Here is a 17,373-nt window from a genome sequence, read left to right on the forward strand (position 1 = left end):
TCTGCGCCCACACGTGCGCCTGGCCAAACTGCGTCGAAATACTCATACCCGAAAGCTACTGCCAGCACCCAAAAAAAGCGCTGGCCGGGAGGCCAACGCTTTTCTGAGTTTTGGGTAAGGACAAGGCCGAAGCCAGGGCTTTTGTAGCCGTATGCAAGCTAAACCTACTCGGTTTTGGCTTCCATTTTGTTGGTGCTTTTCTTCAGCTTGCGGCTGGCTTTGAGGCTAGTACGCTTTGTGGCACGGGCAGCCTTCTTGGCACCGCTCTTAACGGCGTGGCCGGCATCGCTGGCAAGGTTGCCAGCTGCGTCGGTCGTATTTTCAAGGGCTTGGCCCACGTTGGTCTTACCAGTTTTGGTCACTACTTTTTTCGTACCGTTATCACGCACCTTCACTTCGGTGGTGGGGGTAGTCTGAGCAAACGAAACAGTGGTGAAAGCACAAGCGGCGAGCAGCAGAATTACTTTTTTCATGGCTAAGGAGGAAAATATTTTTCAAGGTCTTGTACGCGGCAGCCCAACCTGAGTTGCCGTACCCGACGGGGCTAACCTTTTCAAAGCGCGTGCCAAAATAAAAAGGCCGCCGGCCGGCCGGCTAAGGCAAAAGCAGCGAGGAGTCGCCGTAGCTCAGAAAACGGTAGCCGTGGCCCAAGGCGTGGTCATACACGGCGCGCCAGCTGGGGCCCAGCAGCGCCGACACTAATAGGAGTAGGGTGCTTTCGGGCTGGTGAAAATTGGTAATCAGCCCCTGCACCAGCCGGAAGCGGTAGCCGGGCGCAATGAGCAGCTGCGTGCTGGCCTCAATGGCGGCCGAGCCCGTGGCTTCCAGGTGCGCCAGCAGGGCTTGGAGGGCAATTTCGGGCGTAATCTCGGCTTCGCCGGGCAGCAGCTCGGCGTAGGGTTGCCACTGGCTCACGCGCAGCTCGGCGGCTGAGGTGGCCGGCTGGCGGGCCAAGGCCGCGCCCAACCAGTAAAGACTTTCGAGGGTGCGCAGGCTGGTGGTGCCTACGGCGATAACCGGCTGCGGCCGGTGCGCCAGTAGTTGTCGCAATAAGCTGGCTTGCACAATGATAGGCTCGGCGTGCATGGGGTGCTCGGCCATTGTGTCAGCCTTTACGGGCTGGAAGGTGCCGGCCCCCACGTGCAGCGTAACCTGGCCGGTGGCGATGCCGCGCGCGGCCAACTCGGCCAGCAGCTCGGGGGTGAAGTGCAGGCCGGCGGTGGGGGCGGCCACCGCGCCCTCGTGGGCGGCGTACACGGTTTGGTAGCGCATGGCGTCGGTGGCAGTGTCGGGGCGGTGCAGGTAGGGCGGCAGGGGCAGGTGGCCGGCCGCGCGCAGCACCTCGGCAAAGGGTAGCGAGCTGGGCGTCCAGCTGAAGTCAATCAGGCTTTCGCCGCTGGTTTCGTGGGCCTGGCGTATGGCGGTGAGGGTGGCGGGCTGGCCGGCAAACTGAAACTCCAGCTGCACGGAGCCGCTTTTCCAGCGGCGGCCGTTGCCTACCAGGCAGCGCCAGGTGCAGGCGGCAGTTTGCTGCAAGGCCAGCTCCAGGGAGCGGTGCGGGGCCACGGGCTCCAGGCAAAATAGCTCGACCACGCCGCCCGTGGGCCGCTGCGTGAGCAGGCGGGCGCGCACTACGCGGGTATCGTTGAAAATGAGCAGGCTGCCGGGTGGCAGCTCGCCGGGCAGGTCGCGAAACGTTTTGTCGGTGAGGGCACCGTGGCGGCTCACCAGCAGGCGGCTGGCGGCGCGGTCGGCCAGGGGCTCGGGCGCGATGCGGGCGGCGGGCAGCTCGTAGTGAAAATCCTGAATGCGCAGCTGGTGCGGGTCGGTAGGAGTGGGCATGGGAGGCAGCTTGAAGGGGCAAAGGTCGGCCCGGCCGCGTTACTTGCGGCCTCAACCCCGTGCCCCATGCGTCTGCTCTCCCTGCTTTTTGTTGCGCTGCCGCTGCTGGCGGCCGCCGCGCCGCCCGCCCACCTCTACGCCGACGCCATGCGCCGCCGCATTGCTACCGCCCAAGACGAGCGCCACACGACTGCCCTGCTGCCCTTCCTCACCCATAAAAACGCCACCTACCGCGCCGCCGCCGCCGAGGCCCTGGCCTCGGTGCAGGATAAAAAAGCCGTGCCCGCCCTGCTGCCGCTGCTGCACGATACCCGCACCGCCGTGCGCCGCGCCGCGGCCTACGCCCTGGGCCAAACCGGCGACAGCCTCGCCGTGCCTGCCCTGGCCCAGCGCCTGGCCCAGCCCGAAGCCAGCGCCGCCGCCCGCCGCACCATCTACGAAGCGCTGGGCCGCTGCGTTACGAAGCAGTCAGTCAATACGTTGTGGAGTATCAGGCTGCCCGACTCGGCGGCCGCGTCCGGGCAGGCCTGGGCGTTGTACCGGGCCAGCCTGCGCGGCCTGGCCACGCCCGAAGTGGTGCGCCACGCAGTGGCGCGGCTGGCGCAGCCGGGCGCAGGGCTGGCCCCGGCGCGGGCCGGCGCGTCGGCCGCCCTCACGCGCATGCGGGGCCAGGACTCGACGCTGGCGCGAGTGGCGCTGCCGGTGCTGCTGCAAGTGCTGGCGAGCGACCCTAGTTATTTTGTGCGGGAGAATTGTGCCACGGCCCTGGGCCGGGTGGCGCGGCCCCAGGCCCTGGCGGCCCTGCTAAAAGCAGCCAGCCAAGATGCCGACTACCGGGTGCGCATTGCGGCGGTGCGGGCGCTGCCCACCAATTTGCTAACCGTAGTATCGGCCACGCAACGGCCAGGCAGCAAGCCCAATGAGGTAATTCGGCTGCTTAAAATGCGGCCTGCTGATAGCCTGCGGGTGCGCGGCGCCGGCCGGATGCTGGGGGCCCGGCTGCCGCAAGAGTCGCTCACCGCGGCCGAGTGGTTTCTGAAAACCGCCCACGACACCTCTACCGCCGATAACGTGCTGGACTGGGGGCGGTACGTGGAGGGCATCCGGTATTCGGCGCGGGTGGCCACACACTGGCGCACCCGCGCCACGCTGCTGCAAGCTGCCCTGCGCCACGCCCCCGCCCGCCAGCGCCCCGCGCTGGCCGATACCATTCGGCAGCGCTACCAAGCTACTGAAAATCAGTATGAAAAGGCTGGCCTGCTCACCGCCCTCAGCGAAGACCCGGCGCAGCTGGATTTCCTGGCCAAGGAAGCAGCCCTCACTACCGGCCCGGCCATTGTGCCCGGCACGGCGCTGGCCGCGCTGGTGAGCCTGCGGGGTAATAAGAGCTTCCCCGCCGCCCAGCAGGCCGATTTTACGGCTGCCCTGCGCCGGGCGCTGGCCAGCGCCGACGTGGCCCAGCTGGCCACCGCCGCCGAGGCCTTTGCCAACCCTGCCCTGGTGCCCGCGCCCCAGCCCGAAGACCTCGCCGCCCTGCGCCAGGCCCAAAGCAAGCTCACGCTGCCCCGCGAAATGGAGGCATGGCTGGGCTTGCAGCAGGCATTAGATAAGCTGGAAAAGAAGCCCACCCCCACGCCGGCCCCCTTGGGCACCGCTAGCCAGCACCCCATCGACTGGGCGCTGGTGCAAACCATTGCGGTGGGCCAGCGCGTGCGCATGACTACCAGTAAAGGCTTGATTATACTGGAGTTAAAAATAGTAGAAGCCCCCGGCTCAGTAGCCAGCTTCGTGCGCTTAGTCAAAAGCCACTTCTACGACGGGCTTTACTTCCACCGTGTGGTGCCCGACTTCGTGGCCCAGGGCGGCGACCCGCGCGGCGACGGCTCGGGCAGCACGCCCTACAACTTGCGCTCCGAGTTGGCGCAGCTCAACTATGGCGCGGGGGCAGTGGGCCTGGCCTCGGCCGGCAAGGATACCGAGAGCTGCCAGTTCTTTTTCACCCACCAGCCCACCCCGCACCTCGACGGCCGCTACACCATTTTTGCCCAGGTAGTGCAGGGCATGAGCGTAGTGCAGCAACTCGAAATCGGGGATAAAATTCTGACGGCCACACTCAGTAAGTAAGTACTTATAATAGTGCAGGTTACCTTATTATTGCGCTGGGACATCCCGTAAGGCCCAAACGCGAAACCCACCCACGCGCTTCACCTCGTGGGCCAGGTTGGGCAGCAGTTTCGGGTCGCGCAGGCCCAGGGTATCAGTGGTGTAGAGGTAGCGGGCACCACCGGCCACGCAATCAGCCAGGTAGGTTTTGCCGCTGTAGGTGCTGGCCGCCATCTGCCCCGGCTCGTCGAAGCCAAAGCCTTTCTTGTGTAAAAAATAGAAGCTGATGCAGCCCGAATCGTCGGGCCCTACTACGCAGAGCGCGCCGGGGGGCGTGGCCGCCTCCAGGGCCGCCCGGGTGGCGGGGGCGAACAATTCTGGGGCCACATCGGGACCGTGGTTGAGCCACCGCCCCCAGTCGATGCGCGCCACGGCCCATAAAGGCTGAATCAGCAGCGCAACCAGCAGCAGGGGGCGGGCCCGCGGAAACCGACGCAGCCACGCGCCGCCCCACACGGCCAGCAGCAGCAGCACGGGCAGCAGCGGTAGCAGGTAATAGGCGTGATTGCGCATTTGGTTTAGCTCGATAAAGTAGTACGCCAGCAGCCCCGCGCCCCAAGCCAGCCCCGGCCCAAACCACGGGTGCTGCACCGGTGCCCGGCGCGCCAGCCGCCACAGCCCCACCACGAACAGCACCAGCGAGCCATAACCCAAAATCACTTCGGGCAGGTCGGATATCAGGTTGCGCTTGAGAATAAACCAGCCAGTGGCTAAGTCTGTCGCCGGCCGGATTTCGAGGCCAAAGTCGGCCAGGCCCGAGCTGGCAATGAGTCGGAGCGCATACGCATACCAAGCCAGCGTAACGCCTACCGATGTTGCGGCGTAGCCAACCAGCTGCGCCACTTGCAGCCCCGAGTAACGCCGCTGGAGCAAATCGCGCAGCACAAAAACGGCAATTGGGAAGCCAATCACCAAAAATTGCAGCTTAGTAAGGCCAGCCAGCGTAACGAATAATAAGCTGATTACCAGGGTACTAACGCGCCGGTTTTCGCGCCAGCGCCCAAACCACAGCAGGCCCGCTATGGAGGCCGTGAGTGCCAGAATATCGGGTAGGGCATTTACGCCGTGGTAGTATACTTCGGGGCTCCAGGCAAGGCCCCACGCGCCCACCGCGCCCAGCCACACGCTACCGCTCACTTGCTTGGCTAAGTGGTAAAAGGCCACCACTCCCAGCATATAAATCACCCAATTGACTAGGCGCGGCAGGGCTTCGTGAAAGCCAACTGCTTTATAACCAATGGCCACCAGGTACTCATAGGAAGGAAACTGCATGCCCGTTACGCCGTTCGTAGCGTTGCGCCGGTCTACGCGCGGCGCCAAAATATTCATGCTCTCCTCGTAGAAATTGCGTGCCACGGCCATTGTGTTGCACTGCCGCCACACGTGCAGGCTCATAGGCGGCAACTGGAAGAAGGGGGCATGCAATAAAAAATTTAACCCTATCAATACCGGCCAAAACCAGCGCGGAAGCCGCTGCGCCTGTAAAATGCTACTCCAATTCATGCCCGCAAGATAAGGATAGAAGTAGTGAATGAAGATTTCAAATGTATATTAATAAATAATAAATTATTATTGAGATTGGTGCTCAGCTTTGAGGCGTGGTGAGTAGCCGTAGCCTCTTGCTGCCCACCCTAAAACCTCTATCTGTCGTAAATACTGACTTGCCCAAACTTATCCTAGTTGCCTTATGCCTTTGCCCGAAGCTCTTTCTGCCTCACAATTAAGTATTTATACCGAGCGCCTGATGAGCCTGGTGGTGCTCTACCTGCCCCGGCTGTTTTCGGCGCTGCTGCTGCTGGTGGTGGGCTGGTGGGTTATTGGCTGGGCCAGCCGGCTGGTATCGGCGGCGGTGTCGCACTTCGATGTGTCGCTGCGCTCGTTTCTGAGCAGTATGTTCAGCATTGCGCTCAAGGTGCTGCTGCTTATTTCGGCGGCGGGCATGGTGGGCTTCGAAACCACCTCGTTTGTGGCCATTCTGGGGGCGGCGGGCCTGGCCGTGGGCCTGGCCTTGCAGGGTACGCTGGCCAACTTTGCGGGTGGCGTGCTCATCCTGGTTTTTAAGCCCTTTACCGTGGGCGATGTTATTGAGAGCCAGGGCAAAAGCGGTACCGTGCAGGCCATCCAGATTTTTAATACGTTGCTGCTCAACTCGCAGGGCGACCTCGTTATTCTGCCCAACGGCGCTACCTCCAACGGCGTTATTACCAACCGGGCGCACCCCATGCGCGCCCTGGTAGAAGTACCCCTCGACCTGCCCAGTACCACCAACCTCGATTACCTGCGTGCGCAGGTAATTCCACTGCTCCAGTCGCTGCCCGATGTGCTGCCCACGCCGCCGCCGCAGGTCAGCATCACCACCCTCACGCCGGGCGCCAACATGACGCTGTCTTTCCAAACGCACACCACGCCTGGCAAAGAGGATGCCCTGCGTAAAGCCATGATTGAGAGCTTGCAGCAGTTTTTTGCGGAACCACTCCAAGGATAAAAAGAACGCCGGGCAGACTGAAGAAAAGCCACTCGTTCGCATCGTTGGGTTGATATCCCAGCGGCGCGAGCGAGTGGCTTTTCTTCAGTCTGCCCGGCGTTCTTTTTATCCTTGGCTCAGCCCTACACGGGCACTACCACTACCTTTTTCGTCTCGAAAAACTCTTCCTCGAAAAAATCACTCACATTTAGTACCCGCGCTACGAGGCCGCTTTCGGCGATTTCTTCGGTGAGGTCGCCGCCTTTGAGGTAGTAAAGGCCCGCGCCCGGCGCGGGGTGTTTTTTGTAGCTGTGCATTATCCAGGGGTGGAAGGTGGCGAGGCGGGCCACGGCGCGGCTCACTATGAAGTCAAACTTCTCGCGCACGTCCTCGGCCCGGATTTGCTCGGCCGTTACGTTGTGCAGGCCCAGGTCGGCGGCCATAAACTGCACGGCCCGAATCTTTTTGCCAATGCTATCGACGAGGTGAAACCTCACCTCCGGGAACAGGATGGCCAGCGGCAGGCCAGGCAGGCCGCCGCCGGTGCCTACGTCAAGCACCGCGCTACCGGCCGGGAAATCAATCACCTTGGCCAGCGCCAGCGAGTGCAGAATGTGGCGCTCCACGAGGTTGTCGGCGTCGGTGCGGGCCACCAGGTTTATCTGCGCGTTCCAAGCCTTAAATTCGGTTTCGAAGCGCGCAAACTGCGCCAGCTGGGGCTCGGTGAGGTGGGGGAAGTACTTGGTAAGCAGTTGCATACGCTATAAATAAAAACTGTCATCCTGAGCTTGCGAAGGACCTTATGCCCAGCGAACGATTTGTTCGGGCGGGATTAAGGTCCTTCGCAAGCTCAGGATGACAGCTGGGTGCGAGTCAGTTAAATAAACTCTTTCTTGTCCTTCACCATGTCGTAGAGCAGCTCACGGGCGCGGTGCAGCTGGGCTTTCACGGTGCCGAGGGGGGCTTTGAGCTCGGTGGCGATTTCCTCGTAGCTCAACTCATCAAAATAGCGCAGGCTCACGAGGCGCTGGTATTTATCGGGCAGACGCGACACGACGTGGCGCATGATTTCGATTTTCTGGTTCTTAATCGTGGTGTCGGCCGGGTTGAGGTCGTTGTCCCGAAATTCAAGCTGAATCTCGTCGCCGTCGCCCATTTTCACGGCCGAGTCGATGCTCATGGTCTTGATTTTATTCTTGCGAATAAAGTCGATGCAATTGTTGGTGGCAATGCGGAAGAGCCAGGTGCTGAACGCAAACTCGGGGTTGAATTTGTGCAGGTTCTTAAACGCCTTGGCGAAGGCCTCGATGGTGAGGTCCTCGGCATCGTCAGGGTTGCGCACCATCTTGAGCACCACGTGAAACACGGGCTTCTTGTAGATGTGCATCAGCTCGGCGTAGGCCTTCTCGTCGCCGTGGTCCACGGCGGCGCGAATCAGCTTAAAGTCGTGCTTGGCTTTAGTCGAAAATTGCTTCTGGATATCGGCAGGATTTACTTCCATTGGAGCGGGCGGCGGCGGGCTAAGGAGAGGCCCCAGGCGCAATAAAAGGCAAAGTAGAGAAAGTCGAGCGCTGGCAGGGTCAGCGGGGGCAGCGCGGTGCCCAAGCGGCGCGCCAGCGGTACGTAAGCTGCCAGCACCAACAATGTTCGCGCCAACCAGATTATTCCCAAAGATACCAAGTTTTCCCGGGACAATCCAACTGCCAGAACGACCGGCGTGGCCAAATAAAACAGCACGTTGCTGCCCATAAACAGGGCCAGGCGGCGGCGGTCGGCGGCCCGGTAGCGGCCCCCGGCCGAGAGGTGCCGCCGCTTCTGGCGCCACCAGGCGGCCCAGGTTTCGGCGGGCTGGCTCAGGGTCTGCGCCTCGGGGTCGGCCACTACGGCGGCGCGCGCGCCGGCGGCTACCGCGTCCTGCACCAGCAGGTCGTCGTCGCCACTAAGGCGCCTGATGTGACTGGCGAAGCCCTTGGTACTGTGGAAGGTAGCCTTGTTGTAGGCCAGGTTGCGGCCCACGCCCATGTAGGGCCGGCCGGCCCAGGCCAGGCCCAGGTACTGCGCGCCGGTGAGCAGCGTTTCGTAGCGAATGAGCTGGTTGAGCAGGCCCGGCGCTTCGGCGTAGCCCGAGAAACCAAGCACCATGCCGGCCCCGCCGCGCTGGGCAAAGCCGCGCTGCATCAGCCGCAGCCAGTCGGGGCTGCCAGGGCGGCAGTCGGCGTCGGTGAACAGCAGGCGCGGGTGGCGGGCCGCTTTTATGCCCAAAGTGAGCGCATATTTTTTGGGCGAGAAGCCGGCCGGCGTGTGCGTCACGGTCACGAGCCGGAAGCGGCCGGGGTAATACTGGCTCAGCTGCTGGGCAAACAGGTAGGTATCGTCCTGGCTGCGGTCGTCGATGAGCACCAGCTCGAAGCCGGCTGGGTACTCTTGGCGCAGCAGCAGCGGCACCAACTCGCGCAGGTTGTCGAGCTCGTTGTGGGCGCACAAAATGAGCGACACCGGCTCGGCATCGGGGCCGGGCTCGGTGGCCGCGGCTTCGGCGGGCCGGCGCACAAAGGGCCGGAAATAACGCAGCCAGAACCACGCCTGCACCAGCAGCAGCGGCAGCAAAAGCAGGGCAGGCGGAAAGTGGGGGAGCGGGGGTAACAACACGGTACTAGCCTACAAAGGTAAGCCGGCGGTAATTTTGTAGGAATGACTTTTGACCTCCAAGCGCAAGACCCCGGCACCAAGGCCCGCGCCGGCCGCCTCACCACGGCCCACGGTACCATCGAGACGCCCATTTTTATGCCCGTGGGCACGGCTGGCACCGTGAAGGGCGTGGGCCAGCGCGAACTGAAAAACGAGGTGCAGGCCCAGATTATCCTCGGCAACACCTACCACCTCTATCTGCGCCCGGGCCTCGACGTGCTGCAAGCCGCCGGCGGCCTGCACAAGTTCAACGGCTGGGACGGCCCCATTCTCACCGATAGTGGTGGCTACCAGGTGTTTTCGCTCAGCGGCACCCGCAAGATTAAGGAGGAGGGCGTCACGTTCCGCTCGCACATCGACGGCAGCCAGCACCTGTTTTCGCCCGAGGGCGTGATGGATACGCAGCGCCGCATCGGGGCCGATATCATCATGGCCTTCGACGAGTGCACGCCCTGGCCCTGCGAGTACGACTACGCCCGCCGCTCGCTGGATATGACGCACCGCTGGCTCAAGCGCTGCATCACGCGCCTCGACAACACGGAGCCGCTCTACGGCTACGAGCAGTCGCTGTTTCCCATCGTGCAGGGCAGCACCTTCAAGGATTTGCGGGTGCAGTCGGCCGAGTTTATTGCCGCGCAGGGCCGCGCTGGCAACGCCATCGGCGGCCTCAGCGTGGGCGAGCCCGCCGAGCTCATGTACGAGATGACGGAGCTGGTCTGCGACATCCTGCCCAAGGATAAGCCGCGCTACCTCATGGGCGTGGGCACGCCAGCTAACATATTGGAAAACATTGCGTTAGGCGTCGATATGTTCGACTGCGTGCTGCCCACCCGCAACGCCCGCAACGGCATGCTCTTCACCACGCAAGGCATTATCAACGTGACGAATAAGAAGTGGGCCGACGATTTTTCGCCCATCGACGAGGAATTGGGCGGCTACGCCAGCACGTTTTATACCAAGGCCTACATGCGCCACCTGCTGCAAGCCAAGGAGATGCTGGGCGCGCAAATTGCTTCTATGCACAACCTTACGTTTTATCTGTGGCTGGTGAAGGAAGCGCGCAAGCAAATCGTGGCCGGCACGTTTGCAGCCTGGAAAACAGTGATGGTGGAGAAGCTGATGCGCCGCCTGTAATCGCAGATTTAGACGGATTGCGCTGATTTCGCTGATTCGAACGGCGCTATTTGCGCAGTCTGCCTGAATGTAAAGCGGGCTTGCGAGTTTTTATTCATAATAAACTATATTATAAGTAGTTAGCTCATCATTCTATCCGCACTCAACAAGCTCATGACCAGCCAAGTAGTGCCGTTCGAATCAGCGAAATCAGCGCAATCTGTCTAAATCTGCGATTCATGAAGATTCTCGATAAATACATCATCAGCAAGTTTCTCACCGCGTTTTTTTTCACGGTGATAATGCTCGTGTCAGTGATTTGCGTGATTGACTACACGGAAAAGAACGACGACTTCCTGCACCATAACCTCACGTTCTGGCACGTGCTCACGCACTACTACGTGTACCTGTTTCCGTATTTCGCTAATCTGCTGGCGCCCATTACCATCTTTATTGCGGTGGTGTTTGTGACGTCGCGGCTGGCGGCGCGCACCGAGCTGGTGGCCATGCTGTCGAGCGGCATGAGCTTCGAGCGGCTGCTGGTGCCCTACACGGTGGGGGCGGCCATTATCGGGGCGCTCACGTTTGGCCTCATCAGCTGGATTATCCCGAAGGGCACCAAGGAAATCGTGAAGTTTGAGAACCTGCACGTGCAGGAGCCCTGGAAATACGAGGGCCGTAATATTCACGTCAAAATCGGCCCGCGCACCTACGCCTACCTAGAGAGCTACGACGCCACGCACAACATCGGCTACCGCTTTGCCCTCGAAACCATCGACAGCACCAGCCTGCGCCGCCGCCTCACGGCCGATGCCATCACCTGGGACTCGGTGAAGCAGGCCTGGAAAATGACTACCCAATCGGTGCGCACCTTCCACGGCCAAACCGGCGAAACGCTCGTCAGCCAGCCCGCCCGCGACACCACGCTCAACCTCTACCCCAAAGACTTTGCGAGCACCTACCGCCTCGCCGAAACTCTCACCTCGCCTGAGTTGAGTGCCCTGATTGACAACAAGATACTGCGCGGGGCCAACGACACGGCCCAGTACTTGAGCGTGAAGTACGAGCGCTACGCCTACCCCTTCGATACCATCATTCTGACCCTCATTGGGGTGGTGCTGAGCGCCCGCAAGAGCCGCGCTGGCGTGGGCGGGCAAATCGCGCTGGGCTTCGTACTGGCCTTCGTGTTCATCATTTTTGTGATGCTCTCGCGCAATCTGGCCTCGGTGGGCAGCGTGCCGCCCATAGTGGCCGCCTGGATACCGGGGGCCGTATTTTCGACCATCGGGCTGTTTTTGTACCGGGTGGTGCCTAAATAAAGAAGCAATTGTACTAAAATAAAGGTCATTGCGAGCGCATATGTTAAAAGACTACCTCAAGCTGCATTTTATCGTCCTGTTGTGGGGCTTCACCGCTATCCTGGGCAAGCTGCTCACGGTGCCGCCCGTGGAGCTGGTGTTTTGGCGCACGCTGCTGGCCAGTACGGGGCTGGCGGGCCTGCTGCTGGCGCGGCGCACGGGCTGGCGCGTGGCTCCCGCCGAAGCCTTCAAGCTGCTGGGCGTGGGCGCGCTGGTGGCCGCGCACTGGATTACGTTTTTCCTGGCCGCGCGCCTCTCCTCGGTGAGTGTGTGCCTGGCCGGCTTGGCCACGCTGGCCCTATGGACCTCCCTGCTGGAGCCGCTGCTGCTGTGGCGGCGCGTGCGGCCCTACGAGGTGGGCCTGGGTTTGCTGGCCATGCTGGGCCTCTACCTGATTTCGCAGGCCGAGCTGACGCAGCTCACCGGCCTGCTGGTGGCGGTGGCCTCGGCGGGGTTATCGGCGCTGTTTAGCGTGCTCAACTCGCAGCTGGTGAAGCGCCATGCGCCCACGCGGCTCACGTTTTACGAGATGCTGGGGGCCTGCCTGAGCATCGTGCTGTTCTTCCCCATTTACAGCCGGTATTTCACGCAGGGGCAGGGCTTGCAGCTGGCCTGGCACGGGCTCGACTGGCTGTGGCTGCTGCTGCTGGCGGGCGTGTGCACGGTGTACGCGTTTTCCACTTCGGTAGAACTGATGAAGCGCATTTCGGCCTTCGTGGTGAATCTGACCATCAACCTGGAGCCGGTATACGGCATTGTGCTGGCGCAAATCATGTTCGGGCTGCGCGTTCCGGGCTTTGGGCAGGAGCGCATGTCGGGCGGCTTCTACGCGGGCACGGTGCTCATTCTGGCCAGCGTCCTGGTGCACCCGGTGCTCGACCGCTGGAACCAGCGGCACGTAAGGCGTGCGGCCCTGGGTGAGGTGGTGCGTTGAGATTATTCCTGTACGCCTAGCCTTTTGGCGATGCTTTGGGCTGCGTAGTAGCCACACATGCCATGCACGCCCCCGCCCGGCGGGGTAGAAGCGGAGCAGATAAAGAGGGCTGGGTTGGGCGTGCTATACGGATTGGGGCGGGCTACGGGGCGGGTAAAGAGCTGCCAGATATCGGCGGCGCCCCCGGTGATGGCACCGCCTACGTAGTTGGGGTTGTAGGCGCACAGGTCGCGGGTATTCATGGAGCGCCGGGCCACTACCACGTCGCGGAAGCCCGGCGCGAAGCGCTCAATCTGGCTTTCTATGAGGGGAGTCATATCCTTGGTCGAGCCAGCCGGCACATGGCAGTAGGCCCAGCCCGTGTGCTTGCCGTGGGGCGCACGGGTGGCATCAAACTGGCTTTGCTGGCAGAGCATCACAAAGGGCTTGTTGGCGTGCTGCCCGGTCCAGGCCGCTTTTTCGCTTTGGGCAATTTCAGCAAAGGTGCCTCCTACGTGCACCGTCGAGGCTTGCAGGCACCGGGGGTCTTGCCAGGGTATGGGCCCGGCCAGGGCGTAGTCAATCTTAAAAATGCCTGGGCCAAAGCGGTAGCGCGCCAAGCGCTGGCAATAGGCAGCCGGTAGCTGCTGCCGCGCAATGCTGGCCAGCTGCAAGGGGTCAGTATCAAATAAATACGTTTTGGCCGGTGGTAATTCCTCGAATCTGGTAATGCGTTTCGAGAAGATAATTTCTCCGCCCAGCCCAGTGAAGCAGGCCGCTAGCGCCTGGGCAATATGCTGCGCGCCGCCCTTCGGGAAAGCCCAGTTCTCGGCGTGGCCGGTTACCAAAAAAAGCAGGCCAACGGCCGAGGTAAATACCTTGTCGAGCGGTAGTACGCTGTGGGCCGCGCAGCCCGCAAACAGCGCGCGGGCGCGCTCACTTTTGAAAAAAGCCTTGGCAAAAAGCGTGGCTGGCAAGGCCGCTTTCAGGCCAAACCGGGCCAGTAGCAACGGGCTGCGCGGCATTCCCAGCGGCTTCAGGGTGTCGGCCAGCAGGTCTTCGATGCGGGCTGCGAACGGCTGCACCAGCTCCTGGTAGTTAGCGGCATCCCCGCCCAGGTTCTGCGCCGTGGCCGCCACCGACTTGGTAAGCAGCACCGCCTCCTCGTGGTCCAGCGGATGGGCCACGGAAGCCTCCGGAATTACCCATTCCAGGCCGTGCTTCTCCAGCCCCAGCGTTTTGAAGTACGGCGATAAATAAGCCATGGGGTGCACTGCCGAGCCCACATCGTGCAGGTAGCCGGGTAGCGTCAGCTCCTGGGTGCGGGTGCCCGCGCTCAGGGAGTCGGCGGCTTCCAGAATTAATACACGCAAGCCCTTGGAAGCCAGGTAAATGCCCGCGCTCAAGCCATTGGGCCCCGAGCCGATAATGACCGTGTCCCAGGGCGGGCGTGTGTTAGTAGTCATAGTAGTGTTGGGTGGCGTGCACGCCGCCCGGGGAAATAATGATTGCCCGAGCCACAAAGGCTGGCTGCTGCCTTCGCAAAGGGCTATAAGTCGCGCCGCCGTAGCAGCCAGTAGCTCAGGCCCCAGCAGGCGGCCATGTAAAGCAAGGCTACCAGCACCAGGGGTAGTGCATGGCTCAGTAGGCCGGGGCCAGCGCTGGCCGGCAGCTGGTGGCTGGGGTCGGGGGTGAGGTCGAGAAATACCCGGCAGGGTAGCCAATGCCCCACGGCTGCCGGCAGCTGGCTGCGCAGCAGTGGCTCTACTACAAACAGGTAGAGCACAAACAGCAGAATACTGAGCCCACCCTTGCGCACGCCAATGGCCACCAGGCCGGCCAGGGCCATAAAGCCCAGCGTTTGCAAGCCAGCCAGCAGCACGGGCGCGCCCTGCGCAGGGGCCAGCTGCCAGGTGCCGGCCGCGTACCAGCTGCCCAGCCCCAGGCCAATGGCCAGCAGCACTACCAGCCCAGCGCCTGCCAGCAGTACCGACGCGGCAATCTTAAAGCCGATGAGCTGCCCGTGGGTGGCACCGTCGATAAACTGCTGCCGAAGGGTGCGGTACTGAAAATCATCCGTGACCAGAATAATAAACAAGACAACGAGTAGCACCGTGCAGCCCGCCCCGGTAGTAGCCAGCTTGGCCCAGAGTGTCGGAAACGCATAAACCTGCGCTGGCGGCAGCCCCCCGGCGTGTCTGGTGCCATAAATGGTAACTACCGCGAATAAAAACAGTGCCGCGTACAGGCCCAGAATAATGCGGGCGGTGGGGTAGTGCCGGAGCTTCTGAAATTCGAGTTGGAGGGCAGGTAGCATAAGGAAAAGCAAAGAGAATAGTTAATCGGCCACCAGGCTCAGGAATTCTGTTTCCAGGGTTTGGCGCACCGTGTGCAGCTCGGCCGCTACAAGGCCGTGCCGGAAGAGCTGCTCGTTGAGCTGGCCGGTATCGTGGCCGGGCGCCAGGTGAAAGCTGATGCTGCCATCGGGGTCGCTACGCACCGCGCTCACCCACGGCAGCGCGGCCAGGGCCGCAAGCACCCGCTGGCCCGAGGTAGCGGCGGCCGGGCGCAGCACCGTGCGGCTGGTCGGGGCCAGCAGGTCGGCTACCAGGCCGCTGGCCCTGAGCTGGCCCCGGCTGAGGATGGCGACGTGCGTGCATATCTTCTCTATCTCGTCGAGCAGGTGGCTGGCAATGAGGATGGTAGTGCCCCGCGCGGCCAGGCTGCGGATAAGCTCCCGAATTTCGACAATGCCTTGGGGGTCGAGGCCATTGGTGGGCTCGTCGAGCACCAGCACCTCGGGCTGGCCCAGCAGCGCGGCGGCCAGCGCCAGGCGCTGTTTCATGCCCAAGGAAAACCCCTGAAAACGGTCGTGCTGCCGCTCGGCCAGGCCGGTAGCCGCCAGCGCCGCATCAATGGCGGTCGGTGCCACGCGCTTGATAGCGGCCGTTTGGTGCAGGTTTTGGCGGGCCGTGAGGTAGGGGTAAAAATTGGGGGTTTCCAGCAGCGTGCCGATGCGCCGGCGGCTGGCCGCCGTAGGGGCTTGCCCAAACCAGCGCACCGTGCCGCTGGTAGCGCGCAGCACGCCCAGGGCAATGCCCAGGGTGGTTGTTTTGCCGCCGCCATTGGGGCCCAGCAGCCCAAACACGCTGCCCTGCGGCACACGCATCGTCAGGTCTTGCAGGGCCAACCGGCTGCCATACCGCTTGGTAAGGTTTTCTACTTCGAGAACATACATGGCGAAAGCGCTTGGCTGACTTGCCGCTGGCAAGGGCAAGAATAAAAAAAACGTGACCGACTAGGCAAACTGGGGCCGCTTGAGCAAGGCCTGGGCCACCGGCAACGCAATGATATACCCGAGCACCACACTAATGCAATTAATGCCAAGGTTTTGCGAGAAAAACGGCGTTTTGGCAAATTGCAGCAACTCTGCATCTGGCACCACCATCGTGCTGCCGCTTAGCATAGCGCGCATTCCGCTGGCGTAGGCCTCCGGCAACGAGCTGTCGGCCAGGGTAAAAAAGCAGTAATCGAGCGAAAAGGCTAGGCCAATCGTGAGTGCTGCCAGGGCTACTAAAACGTACTTCTTTGGTATGGCCGGCTCGGTGGCGGCGGCCTGGCAGTAGGCGTGGCTGCCCACAACCACCGTTACCAGCAGGGCCACGAGCCCCGGCACGATGGAGAGCAGCGACGCGTGAATGGAGCTGCAAGCGCCATCTTCTATCCAAGAGTAGCCAATGCCGTACATGCCCACGAGTAGGACCAGGGCGGCCAGCAGTGCTTGCGGCAGCAGGATGGGAATAAAGATTTTTTTCATGACGAGAGGAGAAGTAAAAAACAGGCTGGCGACCAGGGGCCGCTACTCTGAAATGAGGGGGGTGGCTTCGACCTCGGCAGCCAGCGCTGCGGGCTGGCGAGGCTTCAGCCACGAGCGCACCAGCAGCCGGGCGCGGTCGAAGGCGCGGGCACCCAGGCGGTATTCCTGGTTCGTGACGAACACGAAGTAGGTACCAATCATAATCCACGAGAAGTTATCGATGCGCATGAAAAACCAGATGCCTACGTGCAGCGCTACTCCACACAGCAGTACCAGCAGCCGGGTTCTGCGAAACCACACCAGAAAGGCAAAAGACAATTCCCAGAGTACCGTGAAGTAAGTGCTCAGTACCACGAAGTAGTGGTTGTTGGTGAGGGGAATATTCCAGGCCGTTTGCCGAAACTCCTCAACCCGCATGGTGTAGTAGGTAGCCGTGCCATTGAGCCACATCGAGCCCTGCATTTTGGCAATGGCCGTGAAAAAATAGATAAAGCAGACCTGAATCATGAGGGCCCGCGCGGCCCAGGTAGCGCCGGTCGAGGTAAATAGAGCCACCCAGCGGTTGCGCTGCAGACCATCGAGCGCCCGCAGGCGCACATCATAGACGAAGTAGTTGTAGGAGTGCGCCAGCACCAAGAAGGGCAGCGTCACCTGCATCACGTTGTCGGAGCCATCCAGAATAAAATTATTCCGCAGATTAAGCACCATCAGCGACAGGCAAAACAGGGTGCCCACCACCCGCTTATAGATACCAAACAAGAATAGAAAAGCCAGCACGAACACCAGGAAAATGTAGGCCTTGGCTGCATAGGGTAGCTGGAAAGGATATTCGAGCCAGGCCAGTACACTGCGGTTGATAATCTGGTGGTAGAGCTGATAATTTACCATCGTATCGGCCCCGAACATCTCGTCGGCCGTGCCATAGTAAAAAATCATGTTCTTGATGACCAGGAACGACAGGATTACCCGGTAAATGGATAAGCCGATGGTGTGGGAATCGGGAGAATTTTTCATG

The 17,373-nt window shown here is 61.7% G+C and carries 16 protein-coding genes; 5 read left to right on the forward strand and 11 right to left on the reverse strand.

What is annotated here, in order from left to right:
• Nucleotides 1-164: 164 nt before the first annotated feature.
• The gene (locus QMK33_RS18310; protein WP_283566068.1) at nucleotides 165-473 is read right to left on the reverse strand and encodes a hypothetical protein; all 309 of its coding nucleotides are present in this window, start codon (nucleotides 471-473) and stop codon (nucleotides 165-167) included.
• 121 nt (nucleotides 474-594) lie between these two features.
• Nucleotides 595-1,842 carry an S-adenosylmethionine:tRNA ribosyltransferase-isomerase gene (locus QMK33_RS18315; RefSeq protein WP_283566069.1) on the reverse strand — a complete coding sequence of 416 codons (1,248 nt, stop codon included), beginning with the start codon at nucleotides 1,840-1,842 and terminating at the stop codon, nucleotides 595-597.
• A 66-nt stretch (nucleotides 1,843-1,908) separates the two neighbouring features.
• On the opposite strand from QMK33_RS18315, the gene QMK33_RS18320 reads away from it, so the two are divergent.
• Nucleotides 1,909-3,966 (forward strand): peptidylprolyl isomerase, encoded by a 2,058-nt coding sequence (locus tag QMK33_RS18320; protein ID WP_283566070.1) that lies wholly within the window; start codon nucleotides 1,909-1,911, stop codon nucleotides 3,964-3,966.
• 27 nt (nucleotides 3,967-3,993) lie between these two features.
• Here QMK33_RS18320 and QMK33_RS18325 read toward each other — a convergent pair whose 3' ends face one another.
• Nucleotides 3,994-5,400 carry a glycosyltransferase family 39 protein gene (locus QMK33_RS18325; RefSeq protein ID WP_283566071.1) on the reverse strand — a complete coding sequence of 469 codons (1,407 nt, stop codon included), beginning with the start codon at nucleotides 5,398-5,400 and terminating at the stop codon, nucleotides 3,994-3,996.
• Between the two features lie 292 nt (nucleotides 5,401-5,692).
• Here QMK33_RS18325 and QMK33_RS18330 point away from each other — a divergent pair, with 292 nt between their 5' ends.
• The gene (locus tag QMK33_RS18330) at nucleotides 5,693-6,490 is read left to right on the forward strand and encodes a mechanosensitive ion channel family protein (RefSeq protein ID WP_283566072.1); all 798 of its coding nucleotides are present in this window, start codon (nucleotides 5,693-5,695) and stop codon (nucleotides 6,488-6,490) included.
• 122 nt (nucleotides 6,491-6,612) lie between these two features.
• Here QMK33_RS18330 and rsmG read toward each other — a convergent pair whose 3' ends face one another.
• From rsmG to QMK33_RS18345, 3 genes are all read right to left on the reverse strand, one after another.
• Nucleotides 6,613-7,227, reverse strand: a complete 615-nt coding sequence (rsmG, locus tag QMK33_RS18335) for a 16S rRNA (guanine(527)-N(7))-methyltransferase RsmG (protein WP_283566073.1) — start codon at nucleotides 7,225-7,227, stop codon at nucleotides 6,613-6,615.
• Between the two features lie 119 nt (nucleotides 7,228-7,346).
• The gene (locus QMK33_RS18340; protein ID WP_283566074.1) at nucleotides 7,347-7,970 is read right to left on the reverse strand and encodes an RNA polymerase sigma factor; all 624 of its coding nucleotides are present in this window, start codon (nucleotides 7,968-7,970) and stop codon (nucleotides 7,347-7,349) included.
• Nucleotides 7,961-9,076, reverse strand: coding sequence for a glycosyltransferase (locus QMK33_RS18345; protein WP_283566075.1), 1,116 nt, complete (start codon nucleotides 9,074-9,076; stop codon nucleotides 7,961-7,963). Before QMK33_RS18345 ends, QMK33_RS18340 begins: the two co-directional genes overlap by 10 nt.
• An 84-nt stretch (nucleotides 9,077-9,160) precedes the next feature.
• On the opposite strand from QMK33_RS18345, the gene tgt reads away from it, so the two are divergent.
• The 3 genes from tgt to QMK33_RS18360 all read left to right on the forward strand — a co-directional run bounded on the left by tgt (nucleotide 9,161) and on the right by QMK33_RS18360 (nucleotide 12,562).
• The gene (tgt, locus tag QMK33_RS18350; protein WP_283566076.1) at nucleotides 9,161-10,291 is read left to right on the forward strand and encodes a tRNA guanosine(34) transglycosylase Tgt; all 1,131 of its coding nucleotides are present in this window, start codon (nucleotides 9,161-9,163) and stop codon (nucleotides 10,289-10,291) included.
• 218 nt (nucleotides 10,292-10,509) lie between these two features.
• Nucleotides 10,510-11,589: an LptF/LptG family permease gene (locus tag QMK33_RS18355; protein WP_283566077.1), complete on the forward strand. Its 1,080-nt coding sequence runs from the start codon at nucleotides 10,510-10,512 to the stop codon at nucleotides 11,587-11,589.
• Nucleotides 11,590-11,629: 40 nt separating this feature from the next.
• Nucleotides 11,630-12,562: a DMT family transporter gene (locus QMK33_RS18360; protein WP_283566078.1), complete on the forward strand. Its 933-nt coding sequence runs from the start codon at nucleotides 11,630-11,632 to the stop codon at nucleotides 12,560-12,562.
• Between the two features lie 2 nt (nucleotides 12,563-12,564).
• Here QMK33_RS18360 and QMK33_RS18365 read toward each other — a convergent pair whose 3' ends face one another.
• From QMK33_RS18365 to QMK33_RS18385, 5 genes are all read right to left on the reverse strand, one after another.
• The gene (locus tag QMK33_RS18365) at nucleotides 12,565-14,007 is read right to left on the reverse strand and encodes a phytoene desaturase family protein (protein ID WP_283566079.1); all 1,443 of its coding nucleotides are present in this window, start codon (nucleotides 14,005-14,007) and stop codon (nucleotides 12,565-12,567) included.
• A gap of 83 nt (nucleotides 14,008-14,090) precedes the next feature.
• On the reverse strand, nucleotides 14,091-14,858 hold the full coding sequence (locus QMK33_RS18370) for an ABC-2 transporter permease (RefSeq protein ID WP_283566080.1): 768 nt from the start codon (nucleotides 14,856-14,858) through the stop codon (nucleotides 14,091-14,093).
• Between the two features lie 21 nt (nucleotides 14,859-14,879).
• Complete coding sequence (locus QMK33_RS18375) at nucleotides 14,880-15,779, reverse strand: ABC transporter ATP-binding protein (protein WP_283566081.1); 900 nt, start codon at nucleotides 15,777-15,779, stop codon at nucleotides 14,880-14,882.
• A gap of 60 nt (nucleotides 15,780-15,839) precedes the next feature.
• Nucleotides 15,840-16,358 (reverse strand): hypothetical protein, encoded by a 519-nt coding sequence (locus tag QMK33_RS18380; RefSeq protein WP_283566082.1) that lies wholly within the window; start codon nucleotides 16,356-16,358, stop codon nucleotides 15,840-15,842.
• 42 nt (nucleotides 16,359-16,400) lie between these two features.
• On the reverse strand, nucleotides 16,401-17,372 hold the full coding sequence (locus tag QMK33_RS18385; RefSeq protein ID WP_283566083.1) for an HTTM domain-containing protein: 972 nt from the start codon (nucleotides 17,370-17,372) through the stop codon (nucleotides 16,401-16,403).
• Nucleotide 17,373: the final 1 nt, after the last annotated feature.

Source organism: Hymenobacter sp. H14-R3, from assembly GCF_030063445.1.
GTDB lineage: Bacteria > Bacteroidota > Bacteroidia > Cytophagales > Hymenobacteraceae > Hymenobacter.

What these genes read in the sequence shown, in the direction of transcription:
- QMK33_RS18310 (WP_283566068.1), bottom strand. Translation starts at nt 473, where the DNA reads ATGAAAAAAGTAATTCTGCTGCTCGCCGCTTGTGCTTTCACCACTGTT.
- QMK33_RS18315 (WP_283566069.1), bottom strand. Translation starts at nt 1,842, where the DNA reads ATGCCCACTCCTACCGACCCGCACCAGCTGCGCATTCAGGATTTTCAC.
- QMK33_RS18320 (WP_283566070.1), top strand. Translation starts at nt 1,909, where the DNA reads ATGCGTCTGCTCTCCCTGCTTTTTGTTGCGCTGCCGCTGCTGGCGGCC.
- QMK33_RS18325 (WP_283566071.1), bottom strand. Translation starts at nt 5,400, where the DNA reads ATGAGCCTGCACGTGTGGCGGCAGTGCAACACAATGGCCGTGGCACGC.
- QMK33_RS18330 (WP_283566072.1), top strand. Translation starts at nt 5,693, where the DNA reads ATGCCTTTGCCCGAAGCTCTTTCTGCCTCACAATTAAGTATTTATACC.
- rsmG (WP_283566073.1), bottom strand. Translation starts at nt 7,227, where the DNA reads ATGCAACTGCTTACCAAGTACTTCCCCCACCTCACCGAGCCCCAGCTG.
- QMK33_RS18340 (WP_283566074.1), bottom strand. Translation starts at nt 7,970, where the DNA reads ATGGAAGTAAATCCTGCCGATATCCAGAAGCAATTTTCGACTAAAGCC.
- tgt (WP_283566076.1), top strand. Translation starts at nt 9,161, where the DNA reads ATGACTTTTGACCTCCAAGCGCAAGACCCCGGCACCAAGGCCCGCGCC.
- QMK33_RS18355 (WP_283566077.1), top strand. Translation starts at nt 10,510, where the DNA reads ATGAAGATTCTCGATAAATACATCATCAGCAAGTTTCTCACCGCGTTT.
- QMK33_RS18360 (WP_283566078.1), top strand. Translation starts at nt 11,630, where the DNA reads ATGTTAAAAGACTACCTCAAGCTGCATTTTATCGTCCTGTTGTGGGGC.
- QMK33_RS18365 (WP_283566079.1), bottom strand. Translation starts at nt 14,007, where the DNA reads ATGACTACTAACACACGCCCGCCCTGGGACACGGTCATTATCGGCTCG.
- QMK33_RS18370 (WP_283566080.1), bottom strand. Translation starts at nt 14,858, where the DNA reads ATGCTACCTGCCCTCCAACTCGAATTTCAGAAGCTCCGGCACTACCCC.
- QMK33_RS18375 (WP_283566081.1), bottom strand. Translation starts at nt 15,779, where the DNA reads ATGTATGTTCTCGAAGTAGAAAACCTTACCAAGCGGTATGGCAGCCGG.
- QMK33_RS18380 (WP_283566082.1), bottom strand. Translation starts at nt 16,358, where the DNA reads ATGAAAAAAATCTTTATTCCCATCCTGCTGCCGCAAGCACTGCTGGCC.
- QMK33_RS18385 (WP_283566083.1), bottom strand. Translation starts at nt 17,372, where the DNA reads ATGAAAAATTCTCCCGATTCCCACACCATCGGCTTATCCATTTACCGG.